General features: G+C 63.7%; 25 protein-coding genes. 13 read left to right on the forward strand and 12 right to left on the reverse strand.

The window, feature by feature from the left end:
• Positions 1–4 precede the first annotated feature (4 nt).
• The 5 genes from Q0X62_RS13830 to uvrC all read right to left on the reverse strand — a co-directional run bounded on the left by Q0X62_RS13830 (position 5) and on the right by uvrC (position 4,848).
• Positions 5–706, reverse strand: a complete 702-nt coding sequence (locus Q0X62_RS13830) for a response regulator transcription factor (protein WP_297736998.1) — start codon at positions 704–706, stop codon at positions 5–7.
• Between the two features lie 140 nt (positions 707–846).
• Positions 847–1,407 carry a CDP-diacylglycerol--glycerol-3-phosphate 3-phosphatidyltransferase gene (gene pgsA, locus Q0X62_RS13835; protein WP_297737001.1) on the reverse strand — a complete coding sequence of 187 codons (561 nt, stop codon included), beginning with the start codon at positions 1,405–1,407 and terminating at the stop codon, positions 847–849.
• On the reverse strand, positions 1,407–2,198 hold the full coding sequence (locus Q0X62_RS13840) for an HAD-IIB family hydrolase (RefSeq protein ID WP_297737004.1): 792 nt from the start codon (positions 2,196–2,198) through the stop codon (positions 1,407–1,409). Before Q0X62_RS13840 ends, pgsA begins: the two co-directional genes overlap by 1 nt.
• Positions 2,199–2,366: 168 nt before the next feature.
• On the reverse strand, positions 2,367–2,933 hold the full coding sequence (locus Q0X62_RS13845) for a hypothetical protein (RefSeq protein ID WP_297737007.1): 567 nt from the start codon (positions 2,931–2,933) through the stop codon (positions 2,367–2,369).
• Positions 2,934–2,946: 13 nt separating this feature from the next.
• Positions 2,947–4,848, reverse strand: a complete 1,902-nt coding sequence (uvrC, locus tag Q0X62_RS13850) for an excinuclease ABC subunit UvrC (protein ID WP_297737009.1) — start codon at positions 4,846–4,848, stop codon at positions 2,947–2,949.
• On the opposite strand from uvrC, the gene Q0X62_RS13855 reads away from it, so the two are divergent.
• Complete coding sequence (locus tag Q0X62_RS13855) at positions 4,847–5,614, forward strand: SDR family oxidoreductase (protein WP_297737012.1); 768 nt, start codon at positions 4,847–4,849, stop codon at positions 5,612–5,614. The two genes, uvrC and Q0X62_RS13855, sit on opposite strands and share 2 nt — an antisense overlap.
• Positions 5,611–6,012 carry a dihydroneopterin aldolase gene (locus tag Q0X62_RS13860; protein ID WP_297737015.1) on the forward strand — a complete coding sequence of 134 codons (402 nt, stop codon included), beginning with the start codon at positions 5,611–5,613 and terminating at the stop codon, positions 6,010–6,012. The genes Q0X62_RS13855 and Q0X62_RS13860 overlap by 4 nt, the downstream gene beginning before the upstream one ends.
• Before the next feature lie 240 nt (positions 6,013–6,252).
• Here Q0X62_RS13860 and Q0X62_RS13865 read toward each other — a convergent pair whose 3' ends face one another.
• Positions 6,253–6,849, reverse strand: coding sequence for a LysE family translocator (locus Q0X62_RS13865; protein ID WP_297737018.1), 597 nt, complete (start codon positions 6,847–6,849; stop codon positions 6,253–6,255).
• A gap of 88 nt (positions 6,850–6,937) precedes the next feature.
• Between Q0X62_RS13865 and Q0X62_RS13870 the strand changes: the two genes are divergently transcribed.
• Positions 6,938–7,849, forward strand: a complete 912-nt coding sequence (locus Q0X62_RS13870; protein ID WP_297737021.1) for a LysR family transcriptional regulator — start codon at positions 6,938–6,940, stop codon at positions 7,847–7,849.
• A 78-nt stretch (positions 7,850–7,927) separates the two neighbouring features.
• Here the strand turns inward: Q0X62_RS13870 and Q0X62_RS13875 are convergent, their stop codons facing one another.
• On the reverse strand, positions 7,928–9,133 hold the full coding sequence (locus tag Q0X62_RS13875) for a DUF418 domain-containing protein (protein WP_297737024.1): 1,206 nt from the start codon (positions 9,131–9,133) through the stop codon (positions 7,928–7,930).
• Between the two features lie 174 nt (positions 9,134–9,307).
• Here Q0X62_RS13875 and Q0X62_RS13880 point away from each other — a divergent pair, with 174 nt between their 5' ends.
• A complete protein-coding gene (locus tag Q0X62_RS13880; RefSeq protein WP_297737027.1) occupies positions 9,308–10,021 on the forward strand; it encodes a DUF4197 domain-containing protein in 714 nt (237 codons plus the stop codon).
• A 92-nt stretch (positions 10,022–10,113) separates the two neighbouring features.
• The gene (locus tag Q0X62_RS13885) at positions 10,114–11,157 is read left to right on the forward strand and encodes a serine hydrolase (protein ID WP_297737030.1); all 1,044 of its coding nucleotides are present in this window, start codon (positions 10,114–10,116) and stop codon (positions 11,155–11,157) included.
• Here Q0X62_RS13885 and Q0X62_RS13890 read toward each other — a convergent pair.
• Positions 11,154–12,140, reverse strand: a complete 987-nt coding sequence (locus tag Q0X62_RS13890; RefSeq protein ID WP_297737033.1) for a calcium/sodium antiporter — start codon at positions 12,138–12,140, stop codon at positions 11,154–11,156. The two genes, Q0X62_RS13885 and Q0X62_RS13890, sit on opposite strands and share 4 nt — an antisense overlap.
• A gap of 186 nt (positions 12,141–12,326) precedes the next feature.
• On the opposite strand from Q0X62_RS13890, the gene Q0X62_RS13895 reads away from it, so the two are divergent.
• From Q0X62_RS13895 to Q0X62_RS13920, 6 genes are all read left to right on the forward strand, one after another.
• Complete coding sequence (locus tag Q0X62_RS13895; protein ID WP_297737036.1) at positions 12,327–12,797, forward strand: NUDIX domain-containing protein; 471 nt, start codon at positions 12,327–12,329, stop codon at positions 12,795–12,797.
• A 245-nt stretch (positions 12,798–13,042) separates the two neighbouring features.
• A complete protein-coding gene (locus Q0X62_RS13900; protein WP_297737039.1) occupies positions 13,043–15,370 on the forward strand; it encodes an ATP-binding protein in 2,328 nt (775 codons plus the stop codon).
• Between the two features lie 27 nt (positions 15,371–15,397).
• Complete coding sequence (locus tag Q0X62_RS13905) at positions 15,398–16,348, forward strand: ATP-binding protein (protein WP_297737042.1); 951 nt, start codon at positions 15,398–15,400, stop codon at positions 16,346–16,348.
• A 19-nt stretch (positions 16,349–16,367) separates the two neighbouring features.
• Entirely contained in the window at positions 16,368–16,847 is a 480-nt protein-coding gene (locus Q0X62_RS13910; RefSeq protein WP_297737045.1) for a response regulator, read from the forward strand.
• Positions 16,848–16,963: 116 nt separating this feature from the next.
• On the forward strand, positions 16,964–17,302 hold the full coding sequence (locus tag Q0X62_RS13915; RefSeq protein ID WP_297737048.1) for a hypothetical protein: 339 nt from the start codon (positions 16,964–16,966) through the stop codon (positions 17,300–17,302).
• A gap of 150 nt (positions 17,303–17,452) precedes the next feature.
• Entirely contained in the window at positions 17,453–18,106 is a 654-nt protein-coding gene (locus Q0X62_RS13920; RefSeq protein WP_297737051.1) for a hypothetical protein, read from the forward strand.
• A 6-nt stretch (positions 18,107–18,112) separates the two neighbouring features.
• Here Q0X62_RS13920 and Q0X62_RS13925 read toward each other — a convergent pair whose 3' ends face one another.
• Positions 18,113–19,129 carry an alpha/beta hydrolase-fold protein gene (locus Q0X62_RS13925; RefSeq protein WP_297737054.1) on the reverse strand — a complete coding sequence of 339 codons (1,017 nt, stop codon included), beginning with the start codon at positions 19,127–19,129 and terminating at the stop codon, positions 18,113–18,115.
• Positions 19,130–19,223: 94 nt separating this feature from the next.
• On the opposite strand from Q0X62_RS13925, the gene Q0X62_RS13930 reads away from it, so the two are divergent.
• Complete coding sequence (locus tag Q0X62_RS13930) at positions 19,224–19,781, forward strand: phosphoribosyltransferase (RefSeq protein ID WP_297737057.1); 558 nt, start codon at positions 19,224–19,226, stop codon at positions 19,779–19,781.
• Positions 19,778–20,080: a hypothetical protein gene (locus Q0X62_RS13935; RefSeq protein WP_297737061.1), complete on the forward strand. Its 303-nt coding sequence runs from the start codon at positions 19,778–19,780 to the stop codon at positions 20,078–20,080. Before Q0X62_RS13930 ends, Q0X62_RS13935 begins: the two co-directional genes overlap by 4 nt.
• Positions 20,081–20,343: 263 nt before the next feature.
• On the opposite strand, the gene Q0X62_RS13940 is transcribed toward Q0X62_RS13935, so the two are convergent.
• The 3 genes from Q0X62_RS13940 to Q0X62_RS13950 form a co-directional block, all read right to left on the reverse strand.
• Entirely contained in the window at positions 20,344–20,736 is a 393-nt protein-coding gene (locus Q0X62_RS13940; RefSeq protein ID WP_297737063.1) for a VOC family protein, read from the reverse strand.
• A 35-nt stretch (positions 20,737–20,771) separates the two neighbouring features.
• On the reverse strand, positions 20,772–21,620 hold the full coding sequence (gene nadC, locus Q0X62_RS13945) for a carboxylating nicotinate-nucleotide diphosphorylase (protein ID WP_297737065.1): 849 nt from the start codon (positions 21,618–21,620) through the stop codon (positions 20,772–20,774).
• A 9-nt stretch (positions 21,621–21,629) separates the two neighbouring features.
• Positions 21,630–22,969: FAD-binding protein (locus Q0X62_RS13950; RefSeq protein ID WP_297737068.1), on the reverse strand; the 1,340-nt coding region annotated here is incomplete at its 5' end.

Below are 22,969 nucleotides of genomic sequence, written 5' to 3' on the forward strand. Positions count from 1 at the left end.
CGGGTCAGTCCTCGAAGACCGGGTCGGCGAGGAGGCGATACCCTTCGCCGCGGACCGTCTGCAAGTGGAGGGGTTCTTTCGGATCGGTCTCCAGCTTGCGCCGCAGACGCGTAACCTGGACATCCACGGCGCGTTCGCCGCCGCCGGTCCGTTCCGACAGGGTGAGGCGCGAGACGGTCTGCCCGGCCGAGGCCGCCAGCGCGGCCAGCAGCGCCGCTTCGCCACCCGTCAGGCGGACGGCCTCACCGGCCCGGGTCAGGCTTTCGCGCTGGATGTCAAAGCGCCAATCGCCAAAGCAGACATGCTGGATCGCCGCCTGGGCCGGCTTGGCCCGGCGCAAGATGGCATTGATTCGAAGGACGAGTTCTTCCGGCTCGAACGGCTTGGGCAGATAGTCATCGGCACCGAGCGAGAGGCCCTTGATCCGGTCCTCGGCATCACCGCGCGCGGTCAGGAGCAGGATGGGTGTCTCCCCGCGCTCGCGGACAGCCTGGGTCAATTCGAACCCGTCCATACCGGGCATCATCACATCGAGCACCAGAAGGTCGAAGGCGAGCGAGTTGAGGGTGGACAGGGCCTTGTCGGCATTCGGGGCCGTCGAGACGCGATAGCCGCGTTCCTGCAGGAAGCGCTTGAGCAGGTTGCGGATGCGGTCGTCATCATCGACCACGAGGATATGCGGGTCATCACCGGGCGTCTGGGCCATGAAGTCCTGCCGAATTGCGAGTTTCGATCATGACGCGTGGGCGGCAGGCGCTCAAGGTGCTTTATCGGCACCTGCCAGCAAATGACGCGATGATTCAAGTCGTTCCGCACGCGTCGGCCGGAGAGGGAACCAAACGGTGTTCACGACCGGGCGCGTGCCGGTCGTAGCCCGGCCAAGAGGTAATCAACACAGGACCAGGCGGTCACGGCGATGGCGATCCAGAAGCTGGCATTGGCGACATTGTGGGCGATCGCGGGCGCCAGCCAGCTGGCCGGGATGAGCGGCGCGCCCAGCAGGGCGATGATGGCAATGCCCTGGACGATGGCCTTGAGCTTGCCCGACAGGCGCGCGCCAACCGCAACGCCCTTCGATTGCATCATCAATCGCGCATAGCTGACCAGGACATCGCGCCAGGCAAAGACGAGAATCGCCCAGACCGGAATCAGCCCGGCGGCGGCCAGGGCAGTGAAAGCGCCGATCCGGTAGAGGCTGTCGGCGAGCGGGTCGAATTGTGCGCCGAATTCTGATTGCTGATTGAAGGTCCGCGCGACCCAGCCATCAAGCAGGTCGGTGATCTCGGCCAGGACCGCGATAGCCAGAGCGGCTGCGAAGCGGGTCGGCCCGTCCAGTGACAGGGCGAGAAAGAGAAGCGGCACCAGGGCGATGCGGGACGCAGTCAGCAGGTTTGGCAGGGTCAACATCAGCGCGGGGCCTTCCTGGCGGCAAGCAGTCGTCCGGCAATCTCGGCAAAGCCCTGCGCTTCGTCGCCCCTGGCGATCTCGGCCGGGTGGGCGGTCATTTGCGGCAGGAAGCGGCGCACGCCCGCGACCCCGAAACTGATCGGGAAGGCGGCGAACATCGGTTCGTCATTGGGGGCGTCCCCGATATAGGCGACCTGTTCGGCCAGCCTGTCTGCGGCCAGCCCGAAACGCGCGGTCAGAACGCGACAGGCCGTGGTCTTCTTGTCGTGATCGCCAAACCAGGCATTGACGTGGATCGAGCTGGTCTTGGCCACCGCACCGCCCTGTTCGAAATGCGCCCGCACGCGCTCGGCATCATCGAGTGAGGCGCCTGAGACTTCCTCGGCAAAATCCACCGCGACATCGCAGGCACGCCAGTCATTATCGGCCGCCGGAGCGAGATTGTCGGTGAGGGCGAGACTGCCGTCGGCGAGCGCCGCAAGCTGCTGGCGGCGCGCGTCGGAGCGGTCGCAATACCAGTCACGGGCGATGTGACCATTGGCCTCGCGGGCAAAGCAGAAGGCGCCATTCTCGCCAATCACCGCATCGACGGGCCACCAGCGCGCGATCAAATCACACCAGCCAGCCGGGCGCCCGGTCACCGCAAGGGTGAGAATACCAGCCGATTGCAGGAGTTCCATCGCAGCCAGGCTGCTCGCCGGCACGCGGCCATCGCGCGTGACGGTCCCGTCAAGGTCGAACAGAAAGGCCCGGACGCCCGCCAGGGACGTGTCATTTGCGCTTGGAACCATGATTGACCCGTTTGACCATCTCGCCCCACTCGCCATCGGTGACGCTGAGTGTGGCTATCTTCTCGTCGCGACCGGGGCCAGCGGCAAGTAATTGAACAAATTCCTCAAATCACCCGCCCGACGGAGGCCGCCGGTGGATCATACAGCGCTGTGGCGTGGCGAAAAGCCTCATTCGGCGCGGGCCGGGCCCGGCATGAAGCGATAGAGCTTGAAGGCGGCGGCCAGCCAAAGCCCGATCAGCCAGCCATTCAGGGCCCAATCATGGCCGATCCATCCCATCGCTGCGGCCAGCAGGGGCAGGCCGGCACCGAGGACAGCAAGGAGCTGGCCGATCAGGGCGATCGGAGCGGCATTGGCAGACAGCCCATCGCCCGGCCGTGGCCGCAGCAGCGCATCGCCATCGCTCACAAGGATTGCCAGAACGGGGACGACCAGCGTGGCGGGCGTGCCGATGATCAGCAAGTAGAGCAGGAAAAGGAGATTGGCATGGCCGGCCCGGGCCAGTCGGGCGATCAGGGGGTCACCGCCGAGACGGGCTGCTGCGATCAGGCTGGCAATTACCCAGCTTGCCGCGCCAAAGGCCGCCAGCGCGCGCGACGTGTCGAGGAAGCCGTCGAACTGGGCCACGCCCTCTGCTGTTGCGGTCCAGCGAAAGGAAAACCAGATCGCCACCGGTCCGGTGATCACCAGGATGAGGCGCAAAAGGGCAGCCAGGCTTGAAAGGCGGTTGGACACGAGCGTCGCTCCGTTACTTCTGGAACCAGTCATGGATCTTTTTGGCCATGGCTTTGGAGATGCCGTCAACCGCTTCCAGGTCTGCCAGTGCCGCATTGCGCACCGCCTTGGCCGATCCGAAATGCGCCAGCAGCGCCTTCTTGCGCGACGGGCCGATACCGTCGATCCCGTCCAGCGGGTTTTCGGTCATCTGCTTCTTGCGCTTGGCCCGATGGCCGCCAATGGCAAAGCGGTGGGCTTCATCGCGCAGACGCTGGAGATAGTAGAGGACCGGATCCTTCATCGGCAGTTTGAAGGGTGGCTTGCCGGGCAGGTAGAAGGCTTCGCGACCGGCATCGCGTTCCGGACCTTTCGCGATAGCAGCGATGGTGATGCCGGTTTCTGCTGTAATGCCAAGCTCCTCGGCGATCTCCATGACCGAGGAGAGCTGACCCTTGCCGCCATCGATCAGGACGAGATCGGGCACGGGGGCGCCGTCTTCCTGCTCTTTCAGGAGCCGCGAGAAGCGCCGTTTCAGCATCGCCTTCATCATCGCGAAATCGTCATTGGTGGCGGCGTCATCACCCTTCATGTTGAAGCGGCGATAATGGTTCTTCTCGAAGCCTTCCGGCCCGGCCACGATCATCGCGCCCAGCGCATTCGTCCCCTGGATATGGGAATTGTCATAGACCTCAATGCGCTGGGGCAGGTCGGGCAGGTCGAAAATGCGCTGCACGCCCTTGAGCAATTGGGTCTGGGTCGCGCTTTCCGACAGGCGGCGGGCGAGGCTCTCGCGGGCATTGGTCAGCGTGCGCTCGACCAGTTTGCGCTTCTCGCCGCGCTTGGGCGTATGCAGGGCGACCTTGCGCTCGGCCTTCAGGCTCAGCGCCTCGCCCAGCAATTCGGCTTCCTCGATCTCGTGCGACAGGAGGATCAGGCCCGGAGCCGGCTTGTCGTCATAGAATTGCGCCACGAAGGCGGCCAGCACCTCGGCCGGTTCGGCCTCGCTGTCATGGCGCGGGAAGAAGGACTGATTGCCCCAATTCTGTCCCGCGCGGAAGAAGAAGACCTGGACGCAGGACTTGCCACCATCCTGATGTACCGCGACCACATCGGCTTCCTCGACCCCGTCCGGATTGATGCCCTGGTCGGTGGTCACCGCGGCAATGGCGCGGATCCGGTCGCGCAGCTTGGCGGCGCTTTCAAAGTCCATGGCCTCGGCCGCCTCATTCATGCGGGTCTGCAAATCCTGGCGCAGGGCATTGGAGCGGCCGCGCAGAAAGTCCGTCGCCTCGGAGACCAGCGCGTCATAGGCGGCCGGTTCGATCAGATCGACGCAAGGCCCGGCGCAGCGCTTGATCTGGTACAGCATGCAGGGCCGCGAGCGGCCTTCATAGACGCTGTCGGAACAGGTGCGGACCAGGAAGGCCTTTTGCAGCGTGTTGAGGGTCTGGTTGACCGCGCCGACCGAGGCAAAGGGACCGAAATAATCGCCCTTCACCTTGCGCGCCCCGCGATGCTTGGTCAGTTGCGGCGCGGGATGGTCCTTGCGGATCAGGATATAGGGGAAGCTCTTGTCGTCGCGCAGCAGGATATTGAAGCGCGGCTTCAGCGACTTGATCAGATTGGCTTCCAGCAGGAGGGCTTCGGTCTCGGTCTGGGTGACCACGAACTCCATCCGGCGGGTCAGCGCGATCATCATGGCGATGCGGTTGGAATGCCCGCGGCCATTGGCATAATTGGACACCCGGTTCTTCAGATGCCGGGCCTTGCCGACATAGAGCACCGCCCCATCTTCGCCGAACATGCGATAGACGCCCGGCCTGGGTGGCAGGTTCCTGACATAGTCCGCGATGAGTTTCGCGCCCGTCAGAGATTGCGCCTGCGCGGCGGAAGCGTCATCTATCGGATCAGATTGAGGAGTTTGGGACGACATGTCGGACAGGATTGCGCTCGTAACCGGCGGCGGCAAGCGCCTGGGTGCCAAAATCGCCAGCGCCCTCGGTGAGGATGGCTGGCATGTGATCGTTCATTACAATGCTTCGGCCGAAGCCGCGAACCAGCTGGCTGCGGATATTCGCAGCGCTGGCGGGTCGGCGGAGGCGGTCGGGTTTGACCTTTCCGACACGGGCGCCATCGACGCCTTCATGTCCGATGTGGGCCGCGTCGATGTGCTGATCAACTCCGCCTCTATTTTCGAGATGGACCGGCCGGAAGACGTCACCCCGCAATCGCTGGAAGATCACTGGCGCATCAATACCGCTGCGCCGGTCCTGCTGGCCAAGGCGATGGCGGCCCATCATACCGGCCGCGCCTCGGGCTGTGTAATCAATCTGCTCGACCAGAAACTCTTCAATCTCAATCCGGACTTCTTCGCCTACACCCTGTCCAAGCAGGCCCTGCTGGGCGCGACGACCACGATGGCGATGGCCTTTGCGCCGGCCGTTCGCGTCAATGCGATCGCGCCGGGCATCACCCTGCCATCGGGTGGTCAGAGCGAGGACGAGTTCGCACGCGCCCATGCCATGAACCCGATGCGCGGTGGCTCGACGCCGGACGACATCATCCGCGCGGTGCGCTTCATCCTTGCGACCCCGTCCATGACAGGCGAGACGATCACCATTGATGGTGGCCAGCATCTCGACGCTCGCAATCGCGATGTTATGTATGCCGCCAATCCGCCGCAGGACGATGCCTCATGAGACTGGACCAGGTGATCGAGAATGCCCTCGCCAATGCGTCGGGCGAGGATGTCTTCGTCTATCGTCTCGAGGGTGTGAAGCTGGATGTCGAGATCGGCATTCACGACTATGAGCGCGGCGTGAAACAGCGCGTCCTGATCGATGTTGTCACCCTGGTCAACAAGACCTGGTGCGGCTCGGACGACATCGCCACCGTGGTCGATTACGACTATATCCTGCACGGTATCAAGGCGCTGGAAGCGCGCCAGTTCGACCTTCAGGAAACCCTGTGCGGTGTCGTCCTCGATCTCGCCCTGGAACCCGCCACCGTCGCCGCCGCCCAGGTCACCACCCGCAAGGTCGATGCCTATGCGGACGCCGAGGCCGTTGGTCTGACACGGTTCCGCCGGAAGGTTTAGGTCGCGCCATTCGCAGGTGCAGACGCGCCATCGGCGCACAATGCCCCATAGATCACTTGCCGAGACGTCGCCGTATCCGGTTTTCCAGGTCAAGGGCGCGAGCGCGCCGCTTCGCGGTTTCACCCTTGAGCTGGAAAACCGGATACGGCCCGCTGGCTGAAAAGGGATTTACGGCTCGGTCCGCGCAAGGCGCCCCCATGAACAAACGTGGTGGTAAAGCTTGCGCGATCAAGGTCGACGCTAAACGAGACTTTCCACCACAAGTCCCAGCGCCAGCAGGACAAGCGTGCCGCCGACTGTGATGTTGAACAGCCGCATGCGGACGGGGTTGGCCAGGAAGCGGCGGATGCTGCTGCCCAGGACTGCCCAGCTGCCGACCCCGACCAGGCAAAGCGCGAAATACAAGCTGGCAAAAACGGCCAATTCCGCGCTGGGTCCGGTCAGTTCGAACAGTGAGACCGCGGCCAGACAAGCCGCCCAGGCCTTGGGATTGACCCATTGCATGAGGGCGCCTTGCCAGGCACGGGGCAGGTCCGGTCTGTCGGTCTCCGCAAGGCCGGTCGGAGCGAGCGCGATCCTGATGCCGAACCAGACAATCACGGCGGCGCCGATCGCCGACAGGGCCTGCATCCAGTATCCGCCCATCGCGGCCACCAGATTGGCGGCCAGCCCCACCGCCACCAAGAGGGCGGTAAAGCCGGCTGTCGAGCCGACCACAAAGGGCAGGGCGCGGACCGGTCCGTGATGCAGTCCGGCGGACAGCGTCATCATGTTCACCGGTCCCGGCGAGATCGACATGGTCAGCGCAAACGCGCTCATGGCCAGCAAATTTCCCATCGCAGTCTCCTTTTACGAGGAGGTAGCCGCTGCTGATAAAGTTGATTAGATTGTCTGATTGATACTTATCGTTCGAAAAATCTGATGAATGCTTGAGCAACTCAAATCGCTTGCCACATTCGGCATGGTGCTGCGGACAGGCTCGTTCCGCGGTGCTGCGGAGCAGCTGGGCATGGCGCCGTCGACAGTCAGCTATCATGTCAGCGCGCTGGAGGGAGCGCTGGGTGCGCCCCTGCTGAACCGCTCGACCCGTCGCCTGTCGCCAACCCCGTTGGGCGAAGCACTGGGGGAACAGGCGGATACGATGTTGGCAGCCGCCCAGACGGCAATGCATTTGGCCGGGACGCGTACCGGTGTGCTGCGTGGTCAGCTCTCTGTCACTTGTACCTCGGCGGTGATCGGCGCCGGTTTCGGCGAGGCGGTGGCGGCCTTCACGCGGACCTATCCCGACATCACCATCCGGCTCGATGTGTCGGACGTGGCGGCCGATCTGATTGCCGGGCGTTTCGATCTGGGCATTCGCGCAGGCCAGTTCGCCGATAGTGCCATGAAGACGCGCCGGATCGGGCGGATCGAGCGTTGCCTGGTCTGCGCGCCGCGGCTTCGGGACGCGGAGGTCGTGCTCCTTGATGCGGACGAGCTGGCTCAACGGCCCTGGATACGCCTCGCCAGCATGTCACCGCGCCGCGCCTTGCTGGCGCCGGACGGGGAGACGGTCGAACTGGCAACGATGACCCATGCCGAAGTCGGCAGCATCGATGCGATGATCGAACTGGCACTGGCCGGCATGGGGGTCGCGACGCCGCCCGCCCATCTCGTTGCCGGACATCTTGCTTCAGGCGCACTCGTGGAAGCCGCACCAGGCTGGCACGTGCCGCCTATCGACTTGCACGCCGTCTGGCCTGGTTCACGAACAGAGTCGCCGCTGCGCCGCGCCTTCGTCCGTCATCTGCTGGAGACGTGGACGCCGCCGCTTAGCGCGACCGGCTCTGCAGGGTAGGCACCAGCCGGGTCCCTGACTTTCGCCCGGCTTTCGCCGGGCGTCCATCAGGGATGACGAGAGGTGGTCGTTGCACCTTTACCCGGCTGCCTCGACGGGCTTTTCCTTCAAGAGCGGCTGCGCCTTGCCATAGGTCAGCGAGCGCCAGACCCATTCCAGTGGGCCGAAGCGGAAGAAGTGGAGCCAGATCGGCGACCAGATCAGCTGGACGGCCCAGACGATCAGGACCAGCTTGGCCTGGTCGACCCGCTCCACCGTTCCGAACAGGCCGAGGCCCGGCGCGCCGACGAAGATGAAGCTCATGATCAGGGTCTGGCTGAGATAATTGGTGAAGGCCATCCGGCCGGTCGCCGCGAAGAGTTTGATGATCAGGCTGAAGAGGCCGATCTTCGACAGCAGCATGACGGCCGAGGCATAGCCGAAGGACAGGGTCAGGCTGCCGATATAGGTCAGCGCATTGCCGTCAGCCATGGCTTGCGTCTCGAACTCACCGGCAATCATCACCGTTGTCGATTCGTGGCAGAGCCACCAGCCGAGGGGCAGGGTGATCAGGGCCAGGATGCCATAGCGGGCATGGCTCCAGCTGGCCGACAGGAAGCCGCTCTTGAACAGCGCCATGCCGATGAACATCAGGCCGAGCGTTCTGGGGCCAAGGCCAATCATCGAGAAGAGCTGCCCGACCAAGGCAAAACCGGCATTCCAGGGCAGGCGGTCAACAAAGCCGGCCTGGTAGGCGGCTGTCATTCCGGTTTGGAAACCGGCTATCATTTCGGCTTCCTGGGCAGCACTTTCCGGTGTTGCGAACATCACGCCGAGATAGCCACCGCCGACCATCAACAAGGCGGTGATGCTGATCAGGACAAGGCCCCAGATGACCAGTTTGAGCGGCGCCATGCGGCGGGCCTTCACGGCGATCATGCCAAGCAGGGCATAGTGGACGAGGATATCACCCCACCACAGGAAATAGGCGTGGACGGCCCCGATCGCGAGCAGCCACAGCATGCGTGGATAATGCTTGCCGACATCATCGCCATCGCCCGCCATCAGGATGATGCCGGCGCCGAACAGGGTCGAAAAAATGGTGATGAACTTGAAGGCGAAGAAGGTATGGGCCATAGCCCAGACATCCAGATTGGCGCCGGTCAGATCCATCTGCATGGTGGGATCGTCATAGGCAAAGGGCGTCATCGCGAAGCCCTGGACATTCATCATCAAAATGCCCAGCACGGCGATGCCACGCAGGGCATCGATCGAGACCAGACGGTCTGTTCTTGGTGCATTCATCGGTCTTGTCCCCCTCAACCCGGATGCGATAGCGCGGAAGACTAGCGCCATGAAACCGGAAAGTCCCGGGGATAGATTGCGGCCGCGTCCCCCCTGTCTTGCTGATCGGCGGAATTGCCCCGTATTCCGGCTGTGGGGGATGTGCCAGAGTGCGGGGCTTCAAGGGAGGCCTGCATGGATCGACGTTTCTTCACGCTGGGACTGGCCAGCGCGCTTGTCATGGCGGCCAGCCCCGTCCGGGCCGGCCAGTTCGGTCTGTCCGATCGTCAGGCGAGCGAGGGGATTCGCGCCGCGCTGGGCCAGGCGGCCCGGCTGGCGACCACGCGTCTGGGACGAACAGACGGGTTTTTCGGTGATCCACAGGTGCGTATTCCGCTGCCGTCGCGGATCCGGGATCTGCAATCCATGCTGCGCCGGGTCGGCCTGTCGGCCCAGCTCGATGATCTGGAACGCCAGATCAACCGCTCGGCCGAGGCGGCGATGCCAGCCGTGCAGACCATTTTCGTTGATGCGGTGCGCTCCATCACCCTGGATGATGCGGTCGGCATTGTCCGTGGCGGCGACCGCTCGGCCACCGATTATCTGGAGCGGCGCACCTCCGACCAGCTCTTCGCCCTGATCCGCCCGCGCATGGAAAACACGCTGGAAGCCTCCGGGGCCTACCGCACCCTGCAACCGATCGAGGAGCGGATGAATAGTCAGGGCGGTTTCCTGGGCCGCCTCATGCAAGGCCGCTCGGGCGGGCAATCCCTGCGTGATCAGTTGACTGAAGATGCCTCGCGTCGGGCCATGGCCGGTGTCTTCCATTATGTCGGCGAAGAAGAGCGGGCCATTCGGCGCGATCCGGTCAATCGCACGACCGACATCCTGCGACGCGTCTTCGGTTAAGCCGATCACGGCCAAGTGACCCATCGCGACTGGCCGCCGGTCGCGGAATGGGCAGACTGGATCCGCTCGGGCTGGAGGGGAGTTGCCGGTCGATGCTGATTGTCAGAATCTGCCTGTCTGTGATTGTGCTTTGGGGAGTCGGTATTGCGTCGGCGAGTGCGCAGCCGCGCCATGAAATCGACTGCGAGGCCGGTGGTCGCCATCATGTCGCGGCGCGCGGCGTGGCATTCCTGGTTGTCCACCGCGGCATCCTTGTATGCGAGCGCTATGATCGCGGAGTCGAGGCGGACGAGGCCAGGTGGCTGGCCAGTGGGACGAAAAGCTTCACCCCGGTCATCATCGCCCTCGCCGTCCAGGACGGACTGCTCGAGCTGGACCAGCCGGCAGCCGAGATTCTCACAGAATGGCAGGATGATCCGGACCGGTCCGCCATCACCATCCGTCAGTTGCTCGATCAGTCCAGCGGCTTGGCCGTCAATCCGCGCAATCGGCGCCTGCCCAGCTATCAGCGCGCGGTCGAAACCCGGCAGGAATACCCGCCGGGCGAGCGCTTCGTGTACGGCGCCGCGCATTTCGAGGCGCTGGGCGAGGTGGTGCGGCGGCGTCTTGCGGCGGCCGATCTGGACCCGACGCCGGCCGATTACCTGTTGCGCCGTTTTCTGAGACCGCTGGGGATTGGCGTCGGGGCCTGGCGCTCGGTGGATGGCAACCCGACGATGTCGGAAGGGACGCAGATTACGCCGCTCAACTGGGCCCGATTCGGCCATGCTGTGTTGGAAGGTGGGCGTTTCCGGGAAGTCCAGCTGGGCGATCCCGATGTGCTGGCGGCGATGTGGGAGCCGAGTGCGGCCAATCCGAATTACGGGCTGGGCTGGTGGCTGATCAATCCGCCGGGCGGCGCATCAGGGATGCGGCGTGGCCCGCAGATCACGATGCATGACCCGGACTTTCCCTTTGTCGCCATGGCGGCTGGCGCGGGCGGTCAGCGTCTCTATGTCATTCCGCAGCTCGATCTGGTCGTGGTGCGGATGACGCGCGGTGTGGTGGATGATCCGCGCACCCGGACCGAGGACTGGTCGGACCGGCGCTTTCTGCAGACGCTGATTGTGGACCGTCAGACCGGGACGGATGACTAGCCGATGACGCCGCGGGCCAGCACGAAAATATAGCCGAGATAACCCGCAAAAAGCGCGGCTCCGAGCAGGCGGCTGATCGGCTGTTTGAGCAGGATCACGCCGGCAATGACCACGCTCGCACCCAGCATGACCCAGAGGTCGAGGCTGAAGAAGCCTTCGGGGACCGGGAGCGTATTGCCCGTCAGGGCGGCGGCAATGCCCGTCGCGCCGCCGACCGCAAAGACGTTGAAGATGTTTGAGCCGAGGACATTGCCGATCGCCAGTTCGGCCTGGCGACGCACGGACGCCATAACCACGGTGGCGAGTTCCGGCAGGGACGTTCCGAACGCTACCGCTGTCAGCCCGATCAGCGCGTCATCCACGCCCAGATCCGCCGCTGCGGCCGTACCGCCCGATACGATCATCTGCGCGCCGATGGGCAGTCCCACGAGGCCGATCAGCAAGGAGCCAAGAATGGTCGGCATGGATTTCGGCAGACCGTCCATATGTTCCAGATCGGTCAGCTCGGCGATGGTGGGATCATCACTCTTGCCACGCGCCAGGAAGGCCAGCAGGGCGATATAGCCGATGATCAGGCCGAACAGGATATAGCTCTCGACCGGTGAGATGATCCGGTCCCAACTGACCGCGATCAGGATCACGGCGGCCCCGAGCGCGAAGATCGCATTGCGTCGCACGCCCGGCGTGGTGGTCGCGATGGCGCCGAAGACGGCGGGAAGGCCGAGGATCAGCAGGAAGTTGGCTGTATTGGATCCGACAATATTGCCCAGCGCCAGTCCCGGTGCGCCCGAAAGGGCAGACTGGATCGAGACCACCAGTTCCGGTGCCGAGGTGCCGAAGGCGATAATGGTCAGACCGACGAGGAGCGGCGGCAGTCGCCAGAGGCGAGCCAGCGCGGCGCCGCCACGCACAAGCAAATCTCCGCCGAACAGCAAAATCACGATGCCGGCCAGAATTAGAGCGATATAAGCGGGAGCAGCCATTGACGGGCGGACCTTGCGGTTCGCGGACTAGTCGAGACGGCGATATTCGATGAGATTGAGCAAACCGAAAATGCCTGCCACGAGGCCGAGAGCAATCAGAGCGTACATGAGAAAATTCCCCAAAACGGCATGTGTTGGGTCCGTACATAACCCGCCGATGCGGCACTGGCTAGCGGTGGATGCGGCATGAACTGGCGTCAACGCATCGAGCCTGTCATCCGTCCCTTCATGCATGCCTTCTGGCGGCTTTCACGCGGAACCACACTGGGAGTGAGGGCAATTGTGGTGCGTAAGGATGGCCATGTGATTCTGGTGCGTCACACCTATGTCGGCGGCTGGCATCTGCCGGGCGGCGGCGTTGAAAAGGGCGAGAGCGCTCGCGATGCCCTGGCGCATGAATTGCGCGATGAGGCGGGTGTGGTGCTGGCTGGAGAAGCGCCGGTCCTGGGCGTCTACGCCAATCACCGGAAATTTCGCGGCGATCATGTTGTTGTTTGCATCGTGCGGAACTGGTCTTCCTGCACGCCCGACGCCGACGGCGAAATCGCTGAAACCGGTTGGTTCGACCCGGCCGATCCACCCAAGGGGACCACGCCTGCGACACGGGGCCGGCTGGCCGAATATCTCGGACAAGCGCCGGTGGTCGATGTCTGGTGACAGGGCAGAGGGCGCGCGCCGGATAAGGTGCGGTGTACCGGAGCAGGCCCGCCTGAAGCGAGGGGTATCGAGCCGGCCTGTCCGGTACACCGCGGGGCGCACGCTGACGACATTAGGCGGCCCTGCCTGAACCCCAGCTGACGCGTTTGGACCCATTTTTGCCCCGAATGTGGCTTCAAGTGGGGACAAGTGCGGCAAATTCACTAGGATGCGTCTTACGGGGTGATGGATCGGGGCCGATTCGAATGACCACAACGCCAAGCGGCGATACCTATCTTCGAACCGCGTCGGATGCCGATGCGCCGAAATCGGCCGTCCAGCGTCTGACCGACACGGATAGCTGGGTGGGGCAGGTCTTGCCCGGCCTGGTTGCAGTCACGTGTATTTTCATCGTCGCCTTGGCCGTGATGGCGGGTGAGGGGCGGTTGATGTCCTCCGCCCGCGAAACCAACCTCCGGACGCTGGAAACGGTTCTGCGCAATACGCGTCAACGCTTCGAGCTCTGGGCACAGGCGCGAGAGAATGACGCCCGAATCTGGGCCGAGAATGAACGCATCCGGACGGCGCTTGAAGGGTTGGGGGAGTCGCCGGTTCCCGCCGATCTGGCGCGGTCGGAGGAACAAGCCTGGTTGCGCGAGACGCTGGGACCCTGGCTGACCGAGTATGGTTATCGCGGCTTCACCGTGATCGCGCCCAATGGCACGACTCTCGCCTCGATGCGCGATGAGGATCTGGGGCAGCCCTCACTCGTGCTCGACCTGGTCAATGCCAATCGCCTCAATTCGGCCGGGGTTGTTCTCACCCGGCCGCATATCGTCGACCTGATCGACGTCGCGGATGTCGGCAATGCCGATGCGGTCGATGAGGAAATCCTGATGTATGCCGTCGCGGCGGTCAGTAGTGGCGACACCCTGCTGGGCTACCTGGCGCTGCGCATTGATCCCCTGTCCGAATACACAGCCACCTTCCGTGTCGGGCGCACGGGCGTGTCTGGCGAGACCTTTGCCATTGATCGTGAAGGGCGTCTGTTGACCGAGACGCGATACGGCGAGGAATTGATCGAGGCCGACCTGCTGGTCGAGGGGCATCCTTCGATCCTGCATGTCGAAGTCCGTGATCCCGGTATTGATGTCACGATGGGCGGCATTCCGTCCCGTCCCTATGCCGAATGGCCTCTGACCGAAGCGGCAGCCGGGGTCATTGCCGAGGGGCAGGGCAGAAATCTGCGCGGATACCGCGATATGCGTGGTGTGCTGGTGATGGGGGCCTGGGATTGGGACCCGGCCCGCGATATCGGCATTATCACCGAGGTCGAACTGGGCGAGGCGATGGCCGGCGCCAACCAGGCGCGCGCTGTCCTGCGGGTCTTTGCCGTGGCGATGGCGCTCTCCTTCATATTGCTGGCCGTCCTGTTCAGCGCGCACCGTTCGATCACCCGGCGTCGGGCCCAGGCCACGCATGAGGCCAATCAGCGCCTGTCCCAGATCCTGATGACAGTGGCCGAGGGGATTTACGGGATCGATGGCGACGGGGTCGTGACTTTCATCAATCCGCGCGCCTGCGCCATGCTGGGCTATCGCGAGGACGAGCTCATCGGCAAGACCATGCACAATGTGGTGCATCATTCCCGGCGCGATGGTTCGATCTTTCCGCGCGAGGAATGCGCGATCCATTGTGCGGGTGTGTCGGCGGAATCACCGGACGGCGATGTCTTCTGGACCAAGAGCGGCCAACCCATTCCGATCGAATCCGCCTCCTCGCCGATTGATCCGGATGACAAATCGGCCGGCGCCGTGGTCACATTCCGGGATGTCACCAATCGCAAGCGCGATGAGCTCGCCCTGCGCCGCTATGCTCAGGAACTCAAACGCTCGAACTCCGAGCTGCAGGAATTCGCGTATGCGGCCTCGCACGACCTGCAGGAGCCGTTGCGCAAAATCCAAGCCTTCGGCGAGCGGTTGAACAATAAATGCCATGACGCGCTGGACGATACCGGGCGGCATTATCTGGAACGGATGGTTGACGCCTCGACGCGAATGCGCCGCCTCATTGATGATCTGCTCAGCTATTCGCGGGTCAATTCCAAGACCACCAATTTCCTTCCTGTTGATCTGTCGACGGTCGTCGCCGATGTCCTTTCGGACCTCGAGCCGCGCATCAATGCGGAGGATGCCAAGATCCGGGTTGGTGAATTACCGGCGATCGAAGCCGATCCCGGGCAGATGCATCAGCTCTTCCTCAACCTTCTGGCCAATGCGCTCAAATTCCGTCGCCCCGGTGTGCAGCCCTCGATCTCCATTGAGGGCAGTGTGGAAGTGGGTGAGAATGGTGCCATTGCGCGGATTGCCGTGGCGGATAATGGCGTCGGTTTCGAGCCTCGCCATGCCGAGCGCATTTTCGGCATGTTTGAACGCCTCCACGGGCGTGACGAGTTTGATGGAACCGGGGTTGGTCTGGCGACTTGCCGCAAGATCGCCGAGCGCCATGCCGGCGAGTTGACGGCTTGGGGCGAGCCGGATTCCGGGGCCGTTTTCACCCTGCTCCTGCCCGTGCGGCAGGGAAGCGTGATGTAGCGACTTCATGGGACAGCAGGGGCAGGCATGACATTTCGCGAGCGAGCGCTTGACCGATTTGCTCCGGTGCTGATCGGCGCAGCTGGCGGTGTGCTCACCCTCGTGGTGCTGCGGCCCTTTTTTGAATCACCACGCCCCGCCTTTGGCGAGACTGTGCTGTTGGGGTTGGGTGCGCTCTCCGTTGCCGGCCTGTGCGCGCTGGCCGTTTACGGTTTGCGGGTGAATGCCCGGCAGCGCGATGAGGCGGACGCCCTGCAGCGTCGACTCGAGGATGTTGAGCTTTATGCCAAGGCAGCGCGTCATGATTTGCGAGAGCCCGTCCGCAAGATCATCACCTTTGGTGAGCGATTGCGAGAGCGCCTCGGTCCGGCTCCCGATGCCCAGATTGACCGCTGCGCTGAGCGCATGTCCGATGCGGCAACGCGCATGCAGGGCATGCTGGACGAGTTGGCCCAGTACGCGCGTATCAATGACGCGTCGACCGACCCGCAGGGCTTTGACGCGGGTGAAGAAATTTCCCAGCTCGTTGCGTCCGCGGCCGATCGCCTCGCCGCCTCGGGCGGAGAGGTTGTCATCGGCGATTTGCCGGACGTTCACTGCGACCGGGCGCAATTCCGCATCCTGTTCACCATCCTGCTCGCCAATTCCATCCAGTATGCGCACGCCGACAGGCCGCTTCGGATCACGATTGACGGCGAGAAACGCGCTGACGGGCGGGTCGAGTTTCGTTGCGCTGACAACGGGATCGGCTTCGCACCGGACAAGGCGGACCGGATTTTTCAGCCCTTTGAACGGTTGCACACACGCGACGCTTATCCCGGGACCGGGATCGGTCTGGCCACAGCGCGAAAAATTGCCGAACGGCATGGCGGAACGCTGCATGCGCAGGGAGAAGTCGGAAATGGCGCGGTCTTCACCTTGATCTTGCCGCTTCAAAAGGCGAGTTTGTTACAAGACGATCCCAAATCAAGGCTCTAACCGGGTTGAGGCTGTCATCATGAGCGACGAAAACCAGCTTTTCACCATCCTGATGGTCGATGACGACCCGGATGATCGGTTGCTGTTCAAGGAAGCCTGCGAGGAAGTGCGATTGCGCAACCCGCTCGACTTTCTGGAGAATGGCGAGCAGCTGGTGGACTATCTCAAGCGACGAGGCAATTACGCAGACCGCGAGGGCGCACCCTTCCCGGGGATTATCCTGCTCGATCTCAACATGCCGTTGAAGGATGGCCGCGAGGCGCTTGAGGAGATCAAGGCCGATGCCGATCTGCGGCATATTCCGATCATCGTGCTGACGACGTCCAAGGACGAGGATGATATTCTCTCCTCCTACGGGCTGGGAGCGTCTTCCTATATCGTCAAGCCGATCTCGCTGGATCGCCTGATGCGGGTGGTCAACTCCATCGGCGAATACTGGGTGCAGATCGTCGAAGTGCCCTCGACCGAGTCCGAGGAAGGCGACCCGGACGACCTCTGACAGGTTTCCGGCTCAGACCGGATTCCGGTTTCCCCGAACAGGCGAGTTTGCTAGCCTTGCTTCGCGCAAGGGGGCGCATGCGGACTCGTGCGAGTCTGCCTATCGGGGAGAAATCCATGAAATATCTGATTGTGGCCGGTCTGGCCGCTGCAAGCCTCACTGCGCCAGCTTTGGCTGACGGCATGGAAAACGCGTTCGGTCATGCCGTGCGTGTGACCATGGGTGAGCAGTCCTTCGATGCCTGGTTCCAGGCCGATGGCAGCTATAGCGACAGTCGCGGCATTTCCGGGACCTGGACCTATGACAGCCAGCTCTGCATCCAGGTCATGACCGAAAACGGCGCCGACGAGAATTGCGGACCGTGGAATGAAGGCCTGGCACCCGGTGAGCGCTGGGTCACGGATGGCTGGTCAGCCGATGGCAGCCCGCTGACCATCCAGCTGATCGCCGGCTAGACCGGAGATACCGCCGCGGGTCGCGCCTTGCGATCCGCGGCAGGGCCGGTTTCGCGCCTCACGTGTTCACCCGCGACGGCGAGCGGGATCGGCGTTATGGTGCCCAACGAGGCCGTCTGACATCAAGAAACCGGGCGGCGGGGGAAGATCATGTTGCTTGCGCGTCTGTCCAAGATTTCCGCCACGCTGTTCCTGTCGATGGTCATGGCCATCTTCATGCTGGTTCTGCTGTGGTTCTATGCTGCCGACTGGCTCAGCTGGGTCCAGGACGGCGCGGACCTGCTCGAGGACATGATTGCGGCCATCCCGCTGGAAGACCGTTACAATAATTTCGTCCGCCTGTTTGCCAGCGACGACAAGATCGTCCTGCTCATCTTCACCATCATCGCCCGTATCATCCTGGCGATCATCGGGGGGAGTTTCACCGCCCTGACCGGCGGCAATGACCGATACAAGGTCAAGGAACCGGGTCTGATCAGCCAGGTCTCGTCAATGATGGCGACGCTCTTCCTGTCCTTCGTCATCGCGATCATCATGCTGGCCGTAATCTCGATCGCAGCCGAGGGCGTGCTGCACTCACTGCTCGATGCCGCGGACTGGGTCGAGGACCAGATCGCCCATCTGCCGATCGGCGGACGCTGGCGCGCCGGGGTCCGCTTCGCGGTCTCCGACGACAAGATCGTGCTCCTCTTCTTCACCATCATCGCCCGCCTGCTGATCGCCATCGTCGCGACCGCAGTCAGCCGGTCTGTGGGAGGCGACAAGCCGGAGATCGTGGCGCCGAAGGCGAAAGCCAACGCCTGACCGGGATCAGTCGCTGAGCGCCTCGGCGAGATAGGGCAGGGAGACATCCATCCGGTAATCGATGGAGGAATGGGTGTCCGGGAATTCCTCATAGCGGTGTGCAACGCCCATGGCTGTCAGTTTGCGCGTCATCCTGCGGGCGCCATAGACCAAATTGTACTGGTCGATATCGCCGCAATCGATCATCAAGGCCTTGAGCTGTTTCAGCCCTTCGCCATGCGTGTCGACAATCTCGAGCGGATCGAACTTCATCCATTCGGCCCAGCGCTCCGGGATGAGCTCACACGTATCCATCGTCACCGGCAGGCGGATGCCCATCAGCACATCCGGGTCGGGATCGGGGTCATAGGTCGCGGCCATGGCCAGGGTCATCAGCGCGTGCAGATCATCGCCGGAGACCTTGGGGGAGGCCTCAAAGGCCTCGATGAAGCTGGCAATCGTGCCGCCATGCTTGGCCATGCGGCGCAGCGTATGGGCGAAATCGGTAGCGAACATCAGCTCGAACCCCATATCGCCGGAATGGCAGACCGCGCCGGCCCAGACATCGGGATGCCAGAGCGCGTGCATGATGGCGCCATAACCGCCCGAGGACTTGCCGAAGACGGCCCGCTTGCCGGTGCCGCCACAGCCGAACTTGTTCTCGATGCCCGGCAGCATTTCCTTGATCAGGAAATCCTCCCACATCCCCATCGCCGGTGAGTTCACATACTGGTTGCCGCCCAGCCGGGTGAAGCAGTCGGGAAAGGCGATCACGGCCGGCTTCATGACGCCGGTGGCGATCAGCCGGTCGGCGCGCTCGGGGATATTCTCGCCGAAATTCTTCCAGTTCACATGGCCCAGGCCGGAGCCTGTGAAGCCGGCCAGGTCGACCAGGAGCGGCAGGCCGGACCCGTCATGCCCGTGCGGGACATAGACATCGACCCGGCGCCGGGTCGGATCGCCAAGGCGATTGCAGGCGAGTGCCTGGCTGTCGATGTAAAGCGTGTGAACCTGCCCGGCGGGCAGGGAAGGGTCCTGGCGCATATCAACTCCCCGATCTGCTGGCGCGCAGCCTAGGCTGTGCCGCGCCGGTGGCAAATGCTTGAGCTGCATTGGCAAACCGGGTCATCCTGCGATCATGACCAGCGCCAAGCACTACATCTCCGCCAATGACCTGCTCGAAGACAGTCTGCGCCTGGCGCGGCAAATCCTCGAGAGCGGTTTTCGTCCCACTCATATTGTCGGTGTCTGGCGTGGCGGGGCGCCGGTCGGGATCGCGGTGCAGGAGTATCTGGCGTATCGCGGGATCGAGACCGACCACATCGCCATCCGCACCGCCTCCTATACCGGTATCGGCGAGCAGGACCGCAATGTTCGCGTCTATGGCGAGGGCTATCTGGTCGACACGCTCAATGCCGATGACCGGCTGCTGATCGTCGATGATGTCTATGACAGCGGCCGCTCCATCGCGGCCGTGCTCAAGGTGTTGCAAGCCAAGTGCCGACGCAATTTCCCCGCCGATGCCCGGATCGCGACCGTCTATTACAAACCCCTGCGCAATACGACCGATCTGACGCCGGACTATTTCGTCCATGAGCGCGATGACTGGCTGGTCTTCCCGCACGAGATCTGCGGTCTCAGTGATGAGGAAATCGCCGCCAAGGGCGAGGCCGGCGCAGTGATCCTGAAATCATGAGTCTTGTCACTGCGGCGCAGTTGCGCGGTATCCTCATTGTCGCCGAAGGCAGGCTGTCCGAGGCGCAATGGGCGTTCTGGGAAGGCGTGATGATCGAGCCGGAAACCTGGCGCGCACCGGTCGAGACCGGGTTTGATTTCGCGGTCTGGGTGGTCGCCGTGCAGGGCGATCAAGCCGTCTGGTTCAACAGCGTCGCCAATTACTTCGAGCTGTCACCCTTTTCACGGCCCGGCCAGCTTGAGGCACCGAGCCTGGCAAGGGGCGAGCTGACGGAATTGGTCGATCAGCTGGCCGATTAGGTGCCGGTGTGTCGGGAAACTAGACCGGGCAAACACCATGAAGCCTCGTTTCTCTCCAGCGCCTCCGGCGCAAACCGCACCATAAATCGCTTGCCGAGAGATCGCCGTATCCGGATCTTCAGGTCAAGGGCCCGCCGGGCCGCTTCGCGGTTTCACCCTTGAGCTGAAGATCCGGATTCGGCCTGCTGGCTGACAAGCGACCTATGGCGGGTTGTGCGCCGTGGCGCCCGGCATGAAACCAGGCGCCGCTTGAACGCCCCATCTCAGCCCGGACGGTGAATGCCGCACAGCTTGTGGCCATCGGGATCACGGACATAGGCCAGGTGCAGAATGCCCATATCCGTGGTGCGAGGACCGGGCGCGTCCTCGATCGAGGTGCCGCCATTGGCGACCGCCACATCATGAAATTCGACCACTTGTTCCGGCGAATTGCACTTGAAGCCGATGGTCGAGCCATTGGAGGCTGTGGCCGGCTCGTCATTGATCGGCTCGCTGATGCAAAAGGCATTGCCCTCATGCAGGTAGAAATAGCGGACATGACCACTCGCGGTGACATTGCGAATGGGGTCGCCGGCGCCCATCGCACCCAGAACCGCGTCGTAGAAGCGCTTCGAGCGCTCGATATCGCTCGTCCCGAGCATGATGTGATTGAACATGTCTGTCTCTCCCTCAAGATGGCGATGGTCGTCGCCTAGCCCTCATCGAGCCCGATATCGAAATTGGGCGCTGAATGGGTCAGCGCGCCCACGGAAATCACGTCGACGCCGGTCTCGGCAATGCCGCGCACCGTGTCCAGATTGACGCCGCCGGAGGCTTCCAGCGTCACCTTGCCCTTGGCGGCGGCGACGGCGGCCTTGAGATCATCCAGCGAGAAATTGTCCAGCAACACGCTCTCTGCGCCAGCCGAAATCGCGGCATCCAGCTGGTCGAGCCGGTCCACCTCGACAGCAATGCGCGTCATGTGGCCGGCGTGGGTGCGGGCGGCCTTCACGGCAGCGGCGACACCGCCGCATACGGCGACATGATTGTCCTTGATCAGGATCGCGTCATCGAGCCCGAAACGGTGCAGCGCGCCGCCGCCGGCCTGTACGGCCTGAAGTTCGAAAGCGCGAAAGCCCGGCGTGGTCTTGCGGGTATGGGCGATACGGGCACCTGTGCCTTTGACGGCGTCGACATAGCAGGCCGTGAAGGTCGCAATCCCGCTCATCCGGCCCATGAAGTTCAGCAGGATGCGCTCGGCGGACAAGAGGCCGCGCGCGCGGCCGGTGACCGAGATCAGCACATCGCCGGGCTTCACCGTGTCGCCATCTTCCTGCTGTGGGCTGACCAGGGCTTCCGGGTCACATTGCCAGATCGCCTCCAGCGCCGGCTGGAAGCCGCAGACCACACCGGCCTCACGCGCATTGACGTAGAATTTCGCCTCGGCCTTGGCGGGAATACAGGCCAGCGAGGTGACATCACCGCGCCCGCCCTGGTCCTCGGCCAGCGCGCGGGTCACCGCTTCGATGACGGCATGGCGGGGCAGGGGCAGGATCGACATGGGGATATCCTATTCGGCCGGACCGGTCAGGGCGGCAGGTTGCGGCGTGACTGTGGCGAGATCGTCCAGGCGCAGCGCGCTATGGCGCGCCTTGGTGTGCCTTTGTGGGCAATCACTTCGGAAATGGCCACCCCGGCTTTCACGCCGGTTCAGCGCTCCGGTGACGATGAAGCGCGCGGCGATCAACGCATCCGCCTCACCATGCTCGCCTCGCATCGTATCGATCAAGGCGGCGAGTTCGGTCAGCCCCGCTTCGCTCCGCTCAACCCCGCAATGGCGCGACATGGCCTGGCGCAGACGGGTCAGGGTGAGGGGCGGCAAGCTGGCTCCAGGTCCTTCCCCTTGATGGGGAAGGTGCCCCGAAGGGGCGGAAGGGGTGAGACGCGCAGCGTTCTGCTGCTGACCACCGATCACCCACTCCACCGCTTCGCGGTCCCCCTCGCCCATCAAGGGCGAGGACCTGAGGGTGTTGGCAAACCGGGCCGCACTTACCAGCCCTTCGGCCAACGAGTTCGAGGCCAGACGGTTGGCGCCGTGCAGGCCGGTGGCAGCACATTCTCCGATCGCAAACAGGCCGGGCACCGAGGTGCGGCCATCGATATCGGTCGCGACGCCGCCCATATGATAATGCGCCGTCGGGGCCACCGGAATCGGTTCGATGCGCGGGTCGATACCGGCGCGCTGACAGGCGACGAAGACGGCCGGGAAACGCTCCGGGAAGGCCTCGCCCAACGCCTCGCGGCAATCGAGGAAGGCGCCTTTTCCCGACGTATTCTGGCGATGCACGGCGCGGGCGACGACATCGCGTGGCGCCAGTTCCGCATCGTCGTGGATCGCCTTCATGAAGCGGCGACCGGTCTTGTCGACCAGTATCGCGCCTTCACCGCGCAGGGCTTCGGTGCACAGGGGCGCCGGGTCGAGACCGGCATTGAGCGCCGTCGGGTGGAATTGCACGAATTCGGGGTCGCGAATATCTGCGCCCAGACGCGCCGCCATGGCCATGGCTTGGCCTTGCGCGATGGCGGGCGTGGTGGTCAGGGCAAATAATCCGCCTGCGCCGCCCATGGCGAGCAGGGTGGCGTCGGCTGTGAGGGTTTCGGTCTGCCCGTCCGGGCCTTGTGCGACAGCGCCGGTGCAGCCGCGCGCATCGCCCGTCAGCGCGACCGCTTTCCAGCCATCGCGGATCTCGATGTGAGCGGCCGCGCGAACCGCCTCGATCAAGGTCGCCATGACCGCCGCGCCCGCGCCATCACCCTTCACCCGGGCGACGCGGTGGCGCGAATGCGCCGCTTCGCGGGACAGGGCCCAGGCCTCGCCGTCACGCTCGAACGGCGCACCCAGCGCGGCCA

This window comes from uncultured Maricaulis sp., assembly GCF_947259345.1.
GTDB lineage: Bacteria > Pseudomonadota > Alphaproteobacteria > Caulobacterales > Maricaulaceae > Maricaulis.